A 17,851-nucleotide genomic window follows, 5' to 3' on the forward strand; every position below is an offset into this window, starting at 1 on the left:
CTATCTTCTTAACGGCTTCTGCTTTAAATTCTGTGCTATAAGTTCTGATTTTCTTGGTCATGGTAAACTCCTCATTGAGTCGTTAGTTTACCAAGTTTACCTCTACGGTTTCTTCAGCATAGCTCAAACAGAATGCTATAAAATCAATGCCCGAGGCGATATTTTAGATAGCAAGGTGACTATTCGCCAGCCTACTAAGTATGGTAATAAAACGATAGTTTTTACCAGTAAGTAATAAGTCTAAGGTTATTAGAAGCTTAATTGGTTTGCAATTGTCACTTAAGCTTTTGATGACCCCTAGCCTTTCCCCATAGTCATCGCACCTTGCAAGGATACCGTTTTTAATCAAATGTGAGGACGTCACAGCTCAGTGGCTCAATAAAAAGCATGGAAAGAATAACTACTAGCAAGCAGCGGTGTTTATTGCCAGTGAAGTCATAAAAGCCAATCAATCGTGGCAGATGAGCTTTGACATGCTATACCACCAATATTAATCAACTCCCAAAAGTGGACTAAATAACCGTCAAAATAATCGGTAAGCTTACAGACGAAGGCGAGACGGTATTGCTGTCTTTATATAGTAATAAAGTAAAAGCTGGCAATGAAAGAGAGGTACAACGCTAATATAGAGGTATGGTATTAACGGATGTTTACTCGATATTCTTAGCTATTATTAATAGGACTTAAAGTTACTTTATAAACGACAGCAATACAACCAAATAAATATCCACTTCTTTATTACCTAATAAGCTGTTATATTACCTATTCCGAATATATATAAAGTTAAGAGCTGTTGGTTAGAAATATGTTTTACCCTGAATCTAGAAACTGAAGTAGCGCTATGATATTTCAAACCTTTTGATACCTAGTCATCAAAAAGGTGAAGGAGGAAAATATGATGAGGACTGGTGATAAACTGATATGTACGGGTGGTAACGTTTGTTATATACAAGGAGAAACCTACACAGTAGGCAAACTTGTGAACGAAAAATATTTTGAATTGATGACAGGCTCTACTGATGAGCATTGGTATGTAACCAAAGATAATGAAGGTATATACGTCCGCTTCAGTTCTATGAAAGATGAATATAGCGATGCTTGGTTCATTCAGGTAGGCATCAAGAGCTATTGTGCTTGAACTAAGATTTTTAATGCTGGTATTACTATAAATCTGTCAACCCAAACCGTTGTCATTTTACTACTCCTGTGTAGCCTCATTCAGGAAGAATACGAGCATTTAAACAGCCTGAATTATGGCTATTAATCGCTATCATCTAATGTTTAGCATAAGTTTTGTCTATTACACTACAAAATAGATTAACAGAGTAAATTGATAAATAGGTAGAGGATCAAATCTATGGTCATTAATGCACAACTGGCGTTCCTTCGGTACTAAACGCAAAGGCTTTGTTGCTAAAATTACCGACCATGACCGCTTCAATGACTGGCGTAACCGTATCATCTATGCCTTCCACTTCAATAATGAAGTTTGCGCCTGAGCCGCCCTTATCTTCTTCCTTCTCCACAATATAATTTAGGGTACCCATTGCTGGTAGCTCAATAGTATTTTTTAAATATGATTTTACAAAGTTGCCAGCAGTATCGTAATAGTCGATTTTATTGATATAGAGTGATTTTTTTAGCGTGGTATTACGTACGCTTAAGGTCGCTGATAATAGGACTTTGCGATTGTCTCTATCAGTATAGATATCTGAATAGATCGGTACATAGAAAGTTTGTTTATAGCGAAATTGGCTACGATCAACCACTGATTTTATCTCAAGCTCTTTGATCGGGTCTTGATGCTTCTCTGAATACATTGTATTCGGGTCTTGTATCGATTGATCACAGCCTGACAATAGTGCCAAAACTGCTATACATAGGACGGATAGGCGGCGCTTATTCATAGTCTTCCCCTTCATCATTTCATGTATATACTATTTCAAATAGCGGCCAGTTAGTTTTTTAACCCGCTAATGTACTTTAACCCCAACACTACGCAAGAACTGATTGATATGTTTATTGGCGCCATAGACTACCAGCACATCTTTGTCTTGCAGCACTTGTTCAGGCTCGGCTAAGCCTTGAATGTTGGGCTTACTTTGAGCGCGCCCAAAGCTGTCTTCATAATGCTCATAACGCATAGTACTCAGTAGCTTGATATTAAACTTATCTTCCAGCTGTAAGGCAGCCACTGTTTTACCAATTAAAGCGTCTGGAATACTAATCTCAACAATACTAAAGCTATCAGTCAAGGAAAAAGAGTCGACGAAATAACGTAGCGATAGCCTTTTTGCCCAGCGCTTTGCCGATTCTTTCTCAGGATGAAAAATATCATCGACCCCAATCGCTTGTAGCACTTTTTCGTGCAGTGGGTTGATACTGCGGCTGATTAAACGCTTTGCTTTTAAGGTCTTAAATAGCGCGGTCGCCATGACATTAGCGCCTTGGTCTTCACCAATTGCCACCACCACAATATCCGTATCGATAATCGGTAGTCCATTGACCGTATACTCATCGGTCGCATCCATACAAATAGTGTGCGAGATAACTTCTTTATAAGTCTCAACTTTTCGCATACTGCTATCAATAGCAATCACCTCATGGCCTTGGCTGGTGAGCGCTATCCCTAGTGATGAGCCAAAACTTCCTAAACCTGCAATGATGTATTTCATAACTTTCCTTTAAGAAAAATCTTTTATAACCTTTATTCAACGACCGGATAATAATTCAGCAGGCTTTAGTTAATAGTAATCTCTTCCGTCGGATAACGATAGTTACGTTGACGCATATTTTTGAGTAACGCAATAAAGAGGGTCAACATACCTACCCGCCCAACGAACATAATGACTGAGACCACCAGCTTGCTAAAATCTGACAGCTCAGTCGTCAGATTCAAGCTTAATCCCACTGTGCTATAGGCAGAAAAACACTCAAAAACCACTTTAATAAAATCAAGCTCAGGTTGATCGTAGCTAATTAGTGTCACACCCAATCCAATGACTAATAACGATAACCACATGATCGAAAATGCTCGGCGAATGGAGATGTCCGCAATTTCACGTTTGAATACTTCAACCTTAGTCTGGCCTCGTGCGAGGCTTAAAGTATTTAATACCGCAATGGCAAAAGTGCTGGTCTTGATACCGCCACCCGTTGAATTGGGAGACGCGCCAATCCACATCAAAAATATCGTCAGCATGATAGTTGGAAATGCCAGCGCATCCATATCAACAATATTAAACCCTGCAGTTCGCGGGGTAGCTGCCGTGAATAATCCCGTTATTAATTTGCCATACCAGCTACTATGCTCAGCAAGGATACCCTGGTATTCAAACATCATCACCCCAATTAGCCCGATTAATAATAAAGCGCCAGAGGTAATTAGAGTGATACGACTGTTAATATTGAGCAGCCACGGTTGATAGGTATAGCGCGGATCATTATGGTAAAGCACCCTTTGGGTACGGTGACGCAAATAGCGCAGCAGATTGACCACAATAACAAAGCCCATGCCGCCAAATAAGAAGGTGGCACCAATAATCAGTTGTAATGGATAATTAAAGCGTAGCGCCTCATCGTATAAACCGGCACTAAAGGTAGAAAATCCTGCGTTACAAAACGCAGATACGGCATGAAACACCGAAAAGAATAGCCGCTCAGATATGCTCATCGCTGGCAAATCATAAATACTGATATAAATCAGTGCAGCAGCCAGTGCCTCCACACCAAAAGTCACGTATAAAATAGACTTAAGGGTGGTGACCATATCGCCCATACGCGGCGAGTGCGTCATCTCACCTATACTCAGCTGAGTCTCATAGCTGACACCGCCTTTAAAAAAATAGCTAAAATAAGTCACAAAGGTCAGGATACCTAAGCCACCAATTTGGATAAGACCTATAATAATAATTTGCCCAAAGGTGGTAAAACGGGTCGCAGTATCCACCACAATAAGTCCAGTCACACAGACGGCACTGGTGGCAGTAAATAGCGCATCAATAAAAGAGATGGGCTGAGTGGTAGCATTGGGCATCATCAATAACAACGCCCCAACCAACACCACTGATAAGAAACTCAAGATAAAAAACTGTGCTGGATTTAAAAAAGCGCGGTTAAGGCTGAAATTATTATCAGATATTTCACGAATAAAGGTGACAAATACGGCAACCTTAATCGCAATAAAACCATCTACCGACATCGATAGCCCTGATTGCCATAAGGCCGTGAAATGGACCACCAGCAGCATGACAATCGCCATACCGGTCAGCAAATCAAAAATTGCTACCTTGTTCACGATTAGTGGCAATTTTCGACGAATATAACGCCCTACCGTGGCAACAAACCCTAGTAAAATAATCGCCAAATAGAAAATATGAAAAAGGTGCTGTAGCCACGTTGATAGTGTAAAACCACTATCGACTAAAGCGACTCCCACCCCAATAATGCTGACGACAATAGTAAATTTATTCAACAACCGATACGGTAGAGCTGGGTGCATAGCCTGAATCCATTAAAGGGATAATTAATTCCAACCATATTTTTGCGATAGTATGAGTTTTCGAATAGAACGATTAGAGTCGTCCTGCCTACGTCAATTACACTGCCACTTATACTCCTTTTTTTAACCATCTACTAAGACTGATTTTAGAGAATCGTAACCAATTATGAGGCGATTCATGACGAGATTTTGTGAGCGAATGTGAGTGTTGCTCTTGAGCTATGTGCTCAAATGAAGCGCGCCGTGACAGCTCAAGCACACAATATGGCAGAGTACGTTATAATCAATAAGTAAGTCTAGTAATGACCTCATATAATCTTACCGTCGTAAGTGACTTTGTATAAAAACAATAACAATAGGCTACCCTTATGGCGATGAATATCCTGCTAACCATTCATTTTATATTACTGCTAATCATCTCCTTACGAGTGTTAGCGCGCCACGATTTGACTTCATCGGCACGGCTAGCATGGCTAGTAGTGCTATTTGTGCTGCCTTATATGGGCGTGCTGGTCTATTGGATGTTCGGTGAGATACATTTGGGCCGTAACTTTGCGCGTAAGCATCACGAGATTATTAATAATTTACATACGCACAATCCTGAAGTGCTCGGCAGTGAAGCGGCGTTAATGGATAATATTCAACCAGAATACCAAGCGGCTTTTGCGTATTCGGCTGCGGTTACTGGCTTTCAAACTACAGTAGGCAATCGAGCTGAGCTAATGGCGGATGCTGCTGAAACTCAGTCGCGGATGATTGCAGATTTCGATGCGGCGACCGACCATATCCATGTGCTGTACTACATTTGGCTAATCGATGGAATGGGTATTGATACCGCGCAAGCGCTAATACGGGCAGCCAAACGTGGTGTCACTTGCCGAGCGATGGTTGATGGCATGGGCTCACGTAAAATGGTGGGTTCTAAAATATGGCAGGAGATGAAAGATGCTGGCGTGCAAGTCAGTGTGGCATTGCCGATTCGCAACATTATAAAAGTGTTATTGTTTAGTCGTATTGATCTGCGCAATCACCGCAAAATCACGGTCATTGATGGCAAGATTGGCTATTGTGGCAGTCGCAATTGCGCCGATCCTGAGTTTCGCGTCAAGCCGAAGTACGCGCCGTGGGTAGATATTATGCTGCGGGTTGAAGGACCCGTAGTGGCACAAAACCAAATGCTATTTGCTAGCGATTGGCTGACTGAGAATCCTGACACGCCTACAGAAAGTTTTTATTACGATACCGAAGAAAAGCCTGATGGCTTTGCTGCGCAAGTATTTTCTGATGGCCCAACCCAGCGCAGCGGTGCAACCCCGCAGTTCTTAAGCACGCTTATCAGTCAGGCTCAGCACACTCTAATTATCTCAACCCCGTATTTTGTCCCTGACTATACTTTGGTAAATACGTTGTGTGCGACTGCTTATCGTGGCGTTAAGGTCACGATGATTTTCCCTAAAAATAACGACTCTTTGATAGTGGCGGCCACCAGTCACAGTTATTACTGGCAATTACTTGAAGCAGGGGTCAAAATTTATGAGTATAAACCAGGCTTGCTACATGCTAAGACTTTGACCATTGATGGTGAAATCAGTTTAATCGGCTCGACCAACTTAGACTTGCGTAGCTTTGATTTGAACTATGAAAACAATGTAGTGATGAGCGATAAGGCGTTAACCGCTGACATTATCGAGCGGCAATATCAATATATCGCAGACTCCGATGAAGTGCAGCGTGAGCAGGTCGAAAACTGGTCGCTACCCTATAAAATCTGGAACAATATCATCGCCACTATGGGGCCCGTCCTATAGTCAGAACCATACGCTATTTATCAGCCGTTTTTTGCAAAACATAAACTACGAATTTTGCCTCAGTCACAAACGGCTCAGTCTCAGCACTTGCTAGCAGAGCTTGCCGACTCTCAGCACGAGCGCGATAAGCATAAGGAGTCATGGTTAATAAATCAGCTAGCGCCTCGGCTGACAAGCTCAACTCGGAGCTAATATGATGAGTGTCTACAAGGGTAAAATACGGTGCTAAAGTAGGTAAAAACTTCTCAGAATCATGCTCTCGCACGCTATCAAATAACGCCTCACGTACAGTTGCTAAATGACCCATATCTGGCTTAGCAATCACTAAATAGCCACCTTCTTGTAGGACATCAGCAAATGCTTCCGGCAAGATAGGACTAAAAATACTGCTGATACCGGTCATGCTATACGCGCGTAATGGCAAATGCGCTGCACTGGTCACCAGTGGGTAAATGGCAGCCATCTTAATCGAGTCTTTTACTTCCTCAACGTTTGGCTGATACCACAGACGATTTGCAGCCTTGCTAGCTTTAGCCAGTTCAATCAGCGCCGGCTTACTAATATCAGCCGCTATTAATTCATCAATGCCCACGCTTATTGCTGTACCAATTTGCGCCATTGCTTGGGTGTAATACCCTTCTCCGCAACCAATATCTAACCAGCGTATTTCGGGCCTATCGTTTTTACCATGTTCATCATCATTAGGTGCTGTTTTTTCTTGCGCCAATAATTGCTCCATTTGCTGACAAATAAGCGTTTGCAAAGGTTGATAATATCCTGCCGCCAAAAACCGTTGCCGCGCCGAGATAGAATCCTGACTATCACCGGGGTTTTTAGATTTTTTTTGTTGTACGGGCAACAGATTGATATAGCCTTGCCGCGCCACATCAAAGGGATGGCAGGTTTGCTTAGGGTGTAAGCTACCATCACAGCGCCAAGTATCTGCTGCTGGCTGTAGTGGCGACTGACAAATAGGACAAATAAATAAGGACACAAGCATCTCAAGGTCATACAAATATGGATAACATTTTAGCAAAATTTACGCTCAGCAAGTGACAAAAAAAATGACAAAAGAAGCGACAAAAAAGCCATCTCAGTACTGACCGAGATGGCTTTTTTAATAATAACTATTTTAATAACAACTATAATGAACGGAGTTTGGTCTTAACGCAGTTTTAGCGTCATCAGCCCCAGTATCACGAGTATGATGGCAATAATCCAAAATCTCACGACCACTTGGGTTTCTTTCCAACCAATCTCTTCAAAATGATGATGTAGCGGTGCCATACGAAAGACGCGTTTTTTGCGTAGCTTATACGAGCCTACTTGTAGCATGACCGATACCGCTTCAGCGACAAACAGCCCGCCCATAATGGCAAAAGCAATCTCTTGGCGAGTCATTACCGCAATAGTACCGAGCATCGCGCCCAATGCTAACGCCCCAACATCACCCATAAATACTTGGGCGGGATGAGCATTAAACCATAAGAACCCGAGACCGGCGCCAACCATAGCGCCGCAAACAATAATCACCTCAGAATTATAAGCAATATAGGGCACATGCAAATATTCAGCAAACCTTACGTCACCCGACACATAAGCCATTGCGCCCAAACCTGCCGCTACCAAGACTACAGGTAAAATAGCCAAGCCATCTAAACCATCGGTTAAGTTAACCGCATTGGAGGCGCCATTAATCACAAAATAGGTAAAGATAATAAAGCCGATGCCAAAAGGGACTGCCGAGAATGGAATCATCCAATCTTTAAAAATGGGCAGTAATAAATCCTGCATCTCGCGGGTAGTATTGATATCAGGCTGTAGGGTGGCGATATAATATAAAGATATCCCCACGAATAATGCACCCATTGATAGCCAAAAGTACTTTTTTCGGGCGATTAATCCTTTAGGATCTTTGTATTTAATCTTTAGCCAATCATCTGCCCAACCTACTGCACCAAAGATAATCATCACAATGAGCAGAATCCAAACGTAGGGATTACCAAGCCGTGCCCACAGTAAGGTCGATACCCCGATAGCGCTTAGAATTAACACCCCGCCCATAGTAGGCGTGCCCGTTTTGACCAGATGCGATTGTGGGCCATCACTACGAATAGCCTGTCCATATCTAAGCGCGCGCAAATGTCGAATGACCCGCCCGCCTAAAAACATACTAAAAACAAGCGCAGTAATGACCGCGAGTAACGCCCGCAGTGTCAACGAAGAAACCGCAGAAAACGGCGTATAGTACTGACCCAACCATTCAAACAACCAAACTAACACCGCCTACTCCTTTACTAACGCATCAATAAGTGTTTCCATTTCCATGGAACGAGAGCCTTTGAACAACACGGTACAAGGCTGTGCTTGCTGCGCCTGCAAATACGGCTGTAAATACTGTAATAGACTGTCTTTATCCTCAAAAGCATGGGCTGTGATACCACCAATCTCATTCGCACCAGCCACACTATAGGTGGCATACTCGCCAACACAAAGCAGCGCATCAATGCCCGTACCGGCAATAGTACGACCCAAACTTTGATGTTCGCTCACAGCGGCATCGCCTAACTCCGCAATGTCACCCAATACCATCACTTGAATGCCCGTTTGCGCCGCCAATACTTTCGTGGCTGCTCTCACTGCATGCGGATTGGCATTGTAAGTGTCATCAATAAGACGATGTAATCCTAACATTTGGCTGTTTAAGCGGCCTTTCGCCGGACGTGCATTTTCAAGTCCAATGACAATATCTTCAATATTAATATCCAATGCATGAGCACAAGCTGCAGCAGCAAGGGCGTTATTTACATTATGCTCGCCTGCCAGCGGTAAATTAATATCATGGACATGGGTGCCGATATGTAATTTAAACTCACTGCGCTCAGGCTCAACGTCAAGGTGGCTGGCACTGACATCGGTGTTACCGAACCCAATCACATGCGGCGTATGGGTTTCAGCAATCCGGCGCAGCTGATTGGTAAAATCATCTTTATCAGGAACAATCGCAAACTGGCTATCATTTAAGGTGTGGTAAATTTCCGCCTTAGTCTGACAAATACCCTCGCGGTTACCGAACTCGCCTAAATGTGCCGTACCGATATTTAGAATACAGGCCACATCAGGACGGACAATCTCTGTGGTATAGGCAATCTCACCGATATGGTTGGCACCCAGCTCTAAGATGGCATAACGATGATGGTCAGACAGCTCGAGCAGCATCATCGGCACGCCTAAATCATTATTTAGGTTGCCCCGAGTGATGAGCGTTGGTGCTAGTCGACCAAAGATACTGCCAAGCATTTCTTTACAAGTGGTCTTACCACTAGAACCAGTGATAGCGATAACGGTCAGATTGTGATGTTGCTGGCGGCGATAAGCGGCCAGTTGTCCTAATGCCAAGCGGGTATCACTAACGACTAATTGCGGGATTTGATTGCCAATAGGCATCGAAATCGGACGCGATACGATAGCCGCTATTGCGCCTTGGGCAACAGCGACATTGATATAATCATGTCCATCGAAGTTATCGCCGCTCAGTGCCAAAAAGATATCACCCATTTTAATAGTGCGAGTGTCGGTAGCGATACGATTGCTGGTGACGCCATTATCTTTATCTGTCTGTCCCTCAGGTAGCTGCCAATGACCATCAAGTGTCGCGGTCGCCGTCAGCAAATTATCCGTTTGCCAGACGTACAGCCTTTGCGATTGAATGGTGTTATTGTTGTCAGCTGTCATAGTAATTACCTTGTATGTTGGCTACCTTATATGGCGGCTACTTTATTTTCTATTCTCTTATTTAACTAAATGCTGTCTTTTAAATCGAGCACGCTAGCGCTTGAAAAATCAAATTATCTATAGCCGTCCGGCTCTCTATAGAGCCTGCTGCAAAGCTTGTTGCAAGGCCTGTTGTAAAACTATGCTGTCATCAAAATCATGACGCACGCCATTAATTTCTTGATAAGTTTCGTGCCCTTTACCAGCGATAACCACAATATCATTGGGGCTGGCATGAGTGACCGCATATTCAATCGCCTTTTGGCGAGCCGGCTCGATATGAGTACGCTGATATTGCTCGGCACTCATACCCACTTGCATGTCCTTTAAAATGATATTGGGATCTTCAGTGCGTGGATTGTCCGCCGTTAATATGACTTGATCCGCACCTGATAATCCTGCCTGCGCCATTAGTGGGCGTTTGCCCGCATCGCGATCTCCGCCGCAACCAAACACTGCCCATAGCTTGCCGTGACAATGCGTTCTAAGACTGTCAAGCACTTGCACCAAAGCATCAGGCGTATGGGCATAATCAACGATAAAGCAGCCCTCTGTTGACGGAACTCTCTGCATACGCCCGTTGGCACCTTGTAGCTGCGGCACTACTGCTGCAATGCGCTCAAGATTTATCCCTAATGCCACCGTTGCCGCAACCGCTGCCAGCAGATTTGACACATTAAAGCGACCGAGTAGCGGGCTGACAATATTAATATCGCTACGTTTCTTATTATCGAGCTCAGTATTATTAAGCTCATCACCAACCACACTACGCAAAGCAATCTCAACACCTTGTAAGCTCGGTGCGATATTGGCGGCCACAAAGTTAGCGTCTGACATCGCATCCAAACTATACGTCCACACTATCAAGTTGCTAGCGTGTGCGGTATCGAGCATTATTTGCGCATACTCATCATCACTATTAATAATGGCGTGAGTCAAAGTTGGAAAATATTTTTTGTCAAATAGCTTGGCTTTGGCGGCGACATATTCTGCCATATCGGCATGATAATCTAAGTGATCGCGGCTCAGATTGGTATAAATAGCGACGGTAACTGGCATCCCTTGCAAGCGTTGCTGATCAAGTCCATGCGAGCTGGCCTCAAGCGCTAGTAAATCTATTTCTTCTTCACCCATTTGATATAAAAACTGCTGGACGGCTAAGGCATCACCGGTAGTATGACTGGCCTGAATCAGCGCGCCCAACTTACCATTGCCTGCCGTCCCCATAATCGCGCTGCTCATCCCTGTTAGTTGCACTAATTGCGCTACTAATTGGCTAATAGTCGTTTTGCCATTAGTGCCCGTAACTGCCACCACTGTTGGTAAAGCAGTCAGCTGCTGATATTGTAGATACGTTTGGATCAAATCGCCTAAAAACTCACGGATATTGGGCACATAAAGCACTGGACAGGGCAGAGATGCAAGTTGCTTTTGCGCTGAAGACTGGTTGTTAGTGGCAAGCTGATCATCGTTAATTTGAGTATCGCTAAGCTGAATGTTAGCATTTGGCGGAACGTTAGCTGGGGTAAGCAGCGCTATAGGATCGATTTCTGACAAGATAAAAGCGGCTTTTTTGGCGGCCTGTAATAGATAATCGCGGCTCTTTTGACAGTTGGGTGTCTGACTTTTTAACAAAATAAATACATCATTAGCAGCGACTTGACGGCTATCTAAATAAAAGTGCTGAAAGGGAATACTTCCGACCGAATTTGGATTGCCTACTGCCTGTATCATCGCTACCAATTGCTGTTGTAGCCTAGGGTTGCTGGCGTTGGCTTCAATAAGCTGCTGCAAGGTAACAGTAACGCTGCTTGGCGATGATACGGGCGTGGTCATGGGCAAGTCCTAAACATATAAAAATGAACAATGGTTTGAAAGTTAAACAGTAAGAAGCTAAAGTGAATCCAATATAGTGAACTAACGCCATACTGTTTAACGTCTACTCTTCCTCAGTCTGTAATGGCTTATCTAAAGGCACGTTATACAAACGTAACGCCTCTTTCATAACATTATGAAATACGGGTGCTGCGGTCAGCCCCGCATAAATCTGTCCGCGTGGATCTTCAATTAAGATGACACCCACTAATTTTGGGTTGGACGCTGGTACCATACCAGCAAAGACGTTGCGATACTGATCGGTATGATAGCCACCGTCGGGGTTAATCCGGCGTGACGTCCCAGTTTTGCCAGCCACGCGATAACCATCAATAGCCGCCGCTTTAGCCGTTCCACCTTGCTCGGTGACCGCCTCTAACATTTGTACGATCGACATCGCTTGTTCCTGTGCCATAATCCGCTTACTTGGCGCTGCTTTGTCGTTTTTGATCAAGCTTAATGGGTGCATTATCCCGCCAGCTGCCAGTGCCGAATAAGCCTGTGCCACCTGTGCAAGCGTCACTTGTAGACCATAACCATAACTGACAGTCGCTCGCCGCGCGGTCTCTTTTTCTTTAGGAGTAACCACTAAGCCACTGCCCTCACCCGGGAACTGTAGCGGGGTTTTTGTCCCAAAGCCAAATTGCTTTTGCATATTGGTAATGGCATCAGGCGGTAAGGATAATGCGATTTTAGTAGAGGCGACGTTACTTGATTTTTGTAGTAGCGTTGCAAGATTAATTATCCCTAGATTATCATGGTCGCGGATAGTGTAGCCTCTGACCCGAATAGAGCCAGGATTGGTATCAATCAAAGATGTCGAGGTGTATTTACCTGAGTCTAGGGCAGCGGCAACGGTAAAGGGCTTCATTACCGAACCGGGCTCAAAGACATCAAGTACCGCGCGATTACGCTGGTTTTCACCCGTCATCTCATTGAGATTATTAGAGTTAAAAGACGGCCATGTGGATAACGCTAGCACCTCGCCATTTTGCACATCCACTACCATCCCCGTAGCCCAGCGTGCTTGTTGCAGACGCCCTGCTTTTTCCAACTCTTTATAGAGTAAATACTGTAAGCGTGAGTCAATAGTTAGCGCCACATTTTGTCCAGCTATTTCCGGCTCAAGCTGTTTGATTTCTTTTAAGCTGTTTTGTTTGGCATCTTTTAATACCAAAACTTTACCATCGTCACCGGCCAGCGCTTTTTCATATTGGCGCTCAATACCGGCACGCCCTTCGTAGCCACCCTCAGGATCATTAGCATTTTGGCCCATAAAACCTAACAACTGCGAGTTAGGCTGCGGCTGAGGATAATAGCGTTGAAAGAAATTCTTTTCGTATACGCCTGGGAAGTCCAGTGAGCTGACACTTTGAGCAATCTCAGGGGTAACTTTATTAAGTAGCGGTAGATAATGGGAACCTGCACCTGATGGCAACGCCGCTTTTACCGCTTCTTCATCAGTGACATCGATACTGTCATCGAGAGCAGTGGCTTTTTGTAATTCAGTTACCGCTATATTAGCGGCAGCCGCAAGCGTGGTCAGATCCATATTATCGAGGCGATTTTGCATGCGCGCTTGCAGCTGCGGGCTTTCAGGATTGGTAAGCTTGACCCGTTTAAGCTCATAGTATTCACGCGCATAATCATGCGGGCTAAAAGACACGGTTGCTAACGGTGCACTGACCGCTAGTGGCAGGTTGTTGCGATCGGTAATCATACCGCGATAAGACTTTTGCGTACGCACGCTGGTTATCAGCTCGTCACCCTTATCCTGATAGAACTGAGCATTGGCCACTTGTACATAATAAGCACGCGATATAAGGAGCACTAACATAATGATAGCAACGCCCCAAACGGTACGGAAACGGTTTTTATCATTTTCAAAGCCGCCGCGCGATGAGGCCCCAGAAGCTCTATTAAAAGCGATTTTTTTACGGTTTTTGACACTAGTATACGCGCCTTGTTTCTCGCTCTTTTTTAGGCGACCAAACAGCGTAGTAGAGCGTTTTTTTGGACTGTTTTTTGAAGAATCAGCTTTTGAGGAATTAGATTTTGTATTTTTAGCAGTGGCAGACTGACTGTCCGCTTGAGCAGATTTGGCAGCATTAGCGCGGCGTAAAGGTTTGATTACCTTACCACTGGCTGGTTTTTTACTGGTGTTTTTTGCTGAGCTTTTGTCGTTAGTTGAGCTGGGCTTTTTATCGCTCATTGTCCGGCCTCCATTACTGCGGAGTCAGTTGCAGAGACATCATTTACCGAGCTATTAGGTTCAGCTATAGCCACACCTGGCTGAATAATTAGCTTATCTTTAAGAGTGGGCGTATACATACTTAGCTCAGCGACCGCGCGGCTGGCTATCTGCGGGGTGGCACTAAAGGTTTGCTGCTCAATCAACAGACGTTGGTGCTCGACTTGCAGCTTGCGTTCTTGTTTTTTCATATCTTGCAAGGTTTTATAGTCCTGATGATATTGTTGAACGCCTTCGGCAGTTTTGACTCCACTCCACACAATGGCGGCTGCTAGTAGTAATAACACCACCACATAGATACTCACCACCCCAAAACGCCGGGCGAATAATTCTCCGACATCGGTAGTGTTGTTCGATGCTCTGTTGCGACGGTTTGCAGCTTGGTCAGATATTGCCATGACGATCTCAGAAAAATAAACTCAAATATAAAAGAGGGATTAGGGCTACGGTTTTTAAACGACCCACTTCCCACCAAAACCATCAATAAAGAACACTCACTATAGCCAGAACTAAAAAAGCCAAACAAAAATGCAACTGCCGAGCCTAGCAGACAATATTTACAGCTTTTTAACAGTTACGTAGTCATTACTACATTAACATTAATTCAATATGCAAAATGCCTGCTAACAGCTGTTGATATTTGTGCCGTACTAATTATTTACGATGAAGCAGACGTTTTCAGTTGGTTATCATTTTCAATGAGATTCTGGCTGATAATCTGTATCCGTACGAGTTGCGGTCCGTAACCACGCACTGCGCGAGCGCGGGTTTCCGGCTACTTCCGCTTTACTAGGTCCAATGCGTTTGGGTTTACTAAAGTAACGCGGGCGATTGGGCGGCATCGGTGATTGCTCATCTTCAGGATATTGCCCTTTACTATGACGTTGCAAAAATTGCTTAATACGTCGATCTTCTAACGAATGAAAGCTAATCACAGCCAGCTGCCCGCCAGCTTTAATAATAGGAAGGCTTTGCTCTAAAAAGCTATCAACATCGCCAAGCTCATTATTAATAAAAATACGCATGGCTTGAAAACTTTGAGTGGCCGGATGCTTGCCTCTTTGCCAATTAGGATGTGCAACCTTAATGACTTCTGCCAGCTCTAAGGTAGAAGTATAACGGCTCATCTCTTTAATCGCTCGCGCAATTCGGCGACTGTGACGCTCCTCACCAAATTCGTATAATACGTTGGCTAAGGTTTCATCATCGACCTGCTCAAGCCATTCAGCAACGGATTGACCGCGAGTGGTATCCATGCGCATGTCTATCGCGCCATCACGCATAAAGCTAAAACCGCGACTGCCATCGTCAATCTGCGGTGAGGAAACGCCCAAATCCGCCATTAGCCCATCCACTTGCGTGATACCCATCGCCGCTAAGCTGTCGGTTAAATGGGCAAAGCTATCATGAATAACCTGCACGCGGCTGTCTTTGCTTGCCAATTCTCGGGCAACAGTAATGGCAGTGGGGTCTTTATCGATAACGATAAGCTGTGCATCATCAGCCAGCTGTGATAATAACAATCGGCTATGACCGCCGCGCCCAAAGGTTGCATCGACATAGACACCGCTAGCTTGCAAGCTATTTTGACCATCTGGGTCATTCTCTGGTGACGATTTGACGCCTAGCACTGCGGCAACCGCTTCTTGTAATAATACCGCATCATGCGCGAAGCTTAATTCGTCGGGTGTGGTAGGGTTTTGGGTAGATGGATTGTCCATAGTAGAAGGGCCATCCGGCATAGCGGAAGCATCCGCAACAGATGAAGGACTGGCTTTCGAATTTGGCTTAGAATTTAGCTTAGATTTCGATATTGACACAAATAACTCAGTAAATGACGACCAATGAGGCCATTAATAATAAAAAATTAGATAAAAATAAACAAGTTAGGACTTACCTAACATTATTATCGCAAGGATACATCTGTAGTCAAGCACCATCTGGCCTTTTCAGCAAAAATATTACTTATCCCTGTTATAATAGCGCTATATTTTACGCTATATAGCACTATAACGGCTCCTTTTCCTTAAATTTTTTAACTGACGCTTTTTAATTAACAATAATTATTTTGAGACCATTATGACTCCAACCACAGCTTCTGCTAATAATAGTACCCACAATAACCGTCCCGTACGTACTCGAATTGCCCCCTCGCCTACTGGTTTCCCTCATGTGGGCACCGCTTATATCGCGCTATTTAATTTAGCTTTTGCTAAGGCGCACGGCGGTGAATTTATTCTACGTATCGAAGATACCGACCAAGTCCGCTCCACTGAGCAATCTGAACAGATGATTTTAGACGCGCTACGCTGGGTAGGCCTTGATTGGGCGGAAGGTCCTGACGTCGGTGGCCCGCATGCCCCGTATCGTCAAAGTGAACGCGCTGACATCTATAAAGATCATGCGCAGCAGCTATTGGATAGCAATCATGCTTTTCGCTGTTTTTGTACCAGCGAGGAGCTAGACGCCATGCGCGCTGAGCAAATGGCCAATGGCGAGAGCCCTCGCTATGACGGCCGCTATGCTAATTTGTCACGTGAAGAATCCGATAAAATGGTCGCCGATGGCATGCCCTATGTAATTCGTATGCGCGTACCCTCTGGAGGCGTCTGCCGTGTTGAAGACATGCTACGCGGAACAGTTGAAATTCCTTGGGCACAAGTCGATATGCAAGTATTGCTCAAAACCGATGGCTTGCCGACTTATCATCTTGCCAACGTCGTCGATGACCATTTGATGGAAATCAGCCACGTATTGCGCGGTGAAGAATGGCTCAACTCTGCACCTAAACATCAATTGCTATATGAATATTTTGGCTGGGAAATGCCAGTGCTGTGCCACATGCCCCTACTACGTAACCCTGACAAATCAAAACTGTCTAAACGTAAAAATCCCACCTCTATCACTTACTACCGTGATGCTGGCGTTTTGCCCGAAGCCTTACTCAACTATTTAGGTCGTATGGGTTATTCTATGCCTGATGAGGCCGAACAGTTTACTTTAGAGGAAATGATCGCCAGTTTTGATATTCAACGGGTCTCCCTTGGCGGCCCTATTTTTGATATTGAAAAGCTTAATTGGCTGAATGCGGAATGGCTACGCGCGTTAACGCCAGCAGAGCTGAAAAATAAAATCCTCGCATGGGCAAATGATAGCGATAAATTGACCGCTATGGCTGCAGCCATTCAACCACGTATTGAGCTACTCTCCGATGCGGTTAATTGGGGAGCCTTTTATTTCCAAAACCTACCAGATGTCACGGCTGAAAGCTTTGCTCATAAGTCGCTGACTCCTGAACAAATTATGGAAATGTTGCAACTGACTATTTGGCAGCTTGAAGCGCTACCCACTTGGTCTGAAGAGAACATCTACGCAACTATAAAAGGTCTCTCTGCTGAACTCGATATCAAAATGCGCGACTTTATTGCGCCCTTCTTTATCGCTATTGCAGGTAGCACGTCATCGACGCCAGTGATGAACTCTATGGCTATTATTGGTGCGGATATGACGCTTATACGTCTGCGTCATGGTGTTAACGTGCTTGGCGGCTTGGGTAAAAAGAAGCTTAAGAAGCTTGAGAAGCAAGCGGCTGACTTGCCAGACTTTTTGGCTGCTGATGATGGTGAGAACCGTTAAAACTTT

Annotated in this window: 13 protein-coding genes and 1 pseudogene; 4 read left to right on the forward strand and 10 right to left on the reverse strand. The window is 44.4% G+C overall.

The genetic code is table 11. From position 1 onward, the window contains the following. Positions 1-235, forward strand: a pseudogene (locus JMX97_RS13815) (hypothetical protein); the annotation flags it as partial. 660 nt (positions 236-895) lie between these two features. Next, a complete protein-coding gene (locus JMX97_RS11180) occupies positions 896-1,138 on the forward strand; it encodes a hypothetical protein (RefSeq protein WP_201558166.1) in 243 nt (80 codons plus the stop codon). Positions 1,139-1,364: 226 nt separating this feature from the next. Here the strand turns inward: JMX97_RS11180 and JMX97_RS11185 are convergent, their stop codons facing one another. The 3 genes from JMX97_RS11185 to JMX97_RS11195 all read right to left on the reverse strand — a co-directional run bounded on the left by JMX97_RS11185 (position 1,365) and on the right by JMX97_RS11195 (position 4,501). Next, entirely contained in the window at positions 1,365-1,907 is a 543-nt protein-coding gene (locus tag JMX97_RS11185) for a DUF3124 domain-containing protein (RefSeq protein WP_201558167.1), read from the reverse strand. 66 nt (positions 1,908-1,973) lie between these two features. Further along, a complete protein-coding gene (locus JMX97_RS11190) occupies positions 1,974-2,675 on the reverse strand; it encodes a potassium channel family protein (RefSeq protein WP_201558168.1) in 702 nt (233 codons plus the stop codon). Between the two features lie 65 nt (positions 2,676-2,740). Next, positions 2,741-4,501 (reverse strand): TrkH family potassium uptake protein, encoded by a 1,761-nt coding sequence (locus JMX97_RS11195; protein WP_201558169.1) that lies wholly within the window; start codon positions 4,499-4,501, stop codon positions 2,741-2,743. Positions 4,502-4,869: 368 nt separating this feature from the next. Here JMX97_RS11195 and cls point away from each other — a divergent pair, with 368 nt between their 5' ends. Next, positions 4,870-6,309 (forward strand): cardiolipin synthase, encoded by a 1,440-nt coding sequence (gene cls / locus JMX97_RS11200; RefSeq protein ID WP_201558171.1) that lies wholly within the window; start codon positions 4,870-4,872, stop codon positions 6,307-6,309. 13 nt (positions 6,310-6,322) lie between these two features. On the opposite strand, the gene JMX97_RS11205 is transcribed toward cls, so the two are convergent. From JMX97_RS11205 to rsmH, 7 genes are all read right to left on the reverse strand, one after another. Beyond that, positions 6,323-7,309, reverse strand: a complete 987-nt coding sequence (locus JMX97_RS11205; RefSeq protein WP_201558172.1) for a putative RNA methyltransferase — start codon at positions 7,307-7,309, stop codon at positions 6,323-6,325. Positions 7,310-7,473: 164 nt separating this feature from the next. Continuing rightward, on the reverse strand, positions 7,474-8,592 hold the full coding sequence (mraY, locus tag JMX97_RS11210) for a phospho-N-acetylmuramoyl-pentapeptide-transferase (RefSeq protein WP_201558173.1): 1,119 nt from the start codon (positions 8,590-8,592) through the stop codon (positions 7,474-7,476). Positions 8,593-8,595: 3 nt separating this feature from the next. After that, positions 8,596-10,044, reverse strand: a complete 1,449-nt coding sequence (locus tag JMX97_RS11215) for a UDP-N-acetylmuramoyl-tripeptide--D-alanyl-D-alanine ligase (RefSeq protein ID WP_201558174.1) — start codon at positions 10,042-10,044, stop codon at positions 8,596-8,598. 135 nt (positions 10,045-10,179) lie between these two features. Beyond that, positions 10,180-11,919: a UDP-N-acetylmuramoyl-L-alanyl-D-glutamate--2,6-diaminopimelate ligase gene (locus JMX97_RS11220; protein ID WP_201558175.1), complete on the reverse strand. Its 1,740-nt coding sequence runs from the start codon at positions 11,917-11,919 to the stop codon at positions 10,180-10,182. A gap of 103 nt (positions 11,920-12,022) precedes the next feature. Continuing rightward, the gene (locus JMX97_RS11225) at positions 12,023-14,170 is read right to left on the reverse strand and encodes a peptidoglycan D,D-transpeptidase FtsI family protein (protein WP_201558176.1); all 2,148 of its coding nucleotides are present in this window, start codon (positions 14,168-14,170) and stop codon (positions 12,023-12,025) included. After that, positions 14,167-14,607 carry a cell division protein FtsL gene (locus JMX97_RS11230; protein ID WP_201558177.1) on the reverse strand — a complete coding sequence of 147 codons (441 nt, stop codon included), beginning with the start codon at positions 14,605-14,607 and terminating at the stop codon, positions 14,167-14,169. Before JMX97_RS11230 ends, JMX97_RS11225 begins: the two co-directional genes overlap by 4 nt. A gap of 297 nt (positions 14,608-14,904) precedes the next feature. Beyond that, positions 14,905-15,930: a 16S rRNA (cytosine(1402)-N(4))-methyltransferase RsmH gene (gene rsmH / locus JMX97_RS11235; RefSeq protein ID WP_201558196.1), complete on the reverse strand. Its 1,026-nt coding sequence runs from the start codon at positions 15,928-15,930 to the stop codon at positions 14,905-14,907. Positions 15,931-16,288: 358 nt separating this feature from the next. On the opposite strand from rsmH, the gene gltX reads away from it, so the two are divergent. Then, positions 16,289-17,845, forward strand: coding sequence for a glutamate--tRNA ligase (gltX, locus tag JMX97_RS11240; RefSeq protein ID WP_201558179.1), 1,557 nt, complete (start codon positions 16,289-16,291; stop codon positions 17,843-17,845). The last annotated feature ends 6 nt before the right edge of the window (positions 17,846-17,851 follow it).

Source organism: Psychrobacter sp. 72-O-c (genome assembly GCF_904846605.1).
Lineage (GTDB): Bacteria > Pseudomonadota > Gammaproteobacteria > Pseudomonadales > Moraxellaceae > Psychrobacter.

Bases quoted from the DNA above. Each gene is read 5' to 3' on its own strand.
- rsmH (WP_201558196.1), bottom strand. From the start codon at position 15,930: ATGGACAATCCATCTACCCAAAACCCTACCACACCCGACGAATTAAGC.
- JMX97_RS11205 (WP_201558172.1), bottom strand. From the start codon at position 7,309: ATGCTTGTGTCCTTATTTATTTGTCCTATTTGTCAGTCGCCACTACAG.
- gltX (WP_201558179.1), top strand. From the start codon at position 16,289: ATGACTCCAACCACAGCTTCTGCTAATAATAGTACCCACAATAACCGT.
- JMX97_RS11190 (WP_201558168.1), bottom strand. From the start codon at position 2,675: ATGAAATACATCATTGCAGGTTTAGGAAGTTTTGGCTCATCACTAGGG.
- JMX97_RS11185 (WP_201558167.1), bottom strand. From the start codon at position 1,907: ATGAATAAGCGCCGCCTATCCGTCCTATGTATAGCAGTTTTGGCACTA.
- JMX97_RS11230 (WP_201558177.1), bottom strand. From the start codon at position 14,607: ATGGCAATATCTGACCAAGCTGCAAACCGTCGCAACAGAGCATCGAAC.
- JMX97_RS11225 (WP_201558176.1), bottom strand. From the start codon at position 14,170: ATGAGCGATAAAAAGCCCAGCTCAACTAACGACAAAAGCTCAGCAAAA.
- JMX97_RS11215 (WP_201558174.1), bottom strand. From the start codon at position 10,044: ATGACAGCTGACAACAATAACACCATTCAATCGCAAAGGCTGTACGTC.
- JMX97_RS11180 (WP_201558166.1), top strand. From the start codon at position 896: ATGATGAGGACTGGTGATAAACTGATATGTACGGGTGGTAACGTTTGT.
- JMX97_RS11195 (WP_201558169.1), bottom strand. From the start codon at position 4,501: ATGCACCCAGCTCTACCGTATCGGTTGTTGAATAAATTTACTATTGTC.
- cls (WP_201558171.1), top strand. From the start codon at position 4,870: ATGGCGATGAATATCCTGCTAACCATTCATTTTATATTACTGCTAATC.
- JMX97_RS11220 (WP_201558175.1), bottom strand. From the start codon at position 11,919: ATGACCACGCCCGTATCATCGCCAAGCAGCGTTACTGTTACCTTGCAG.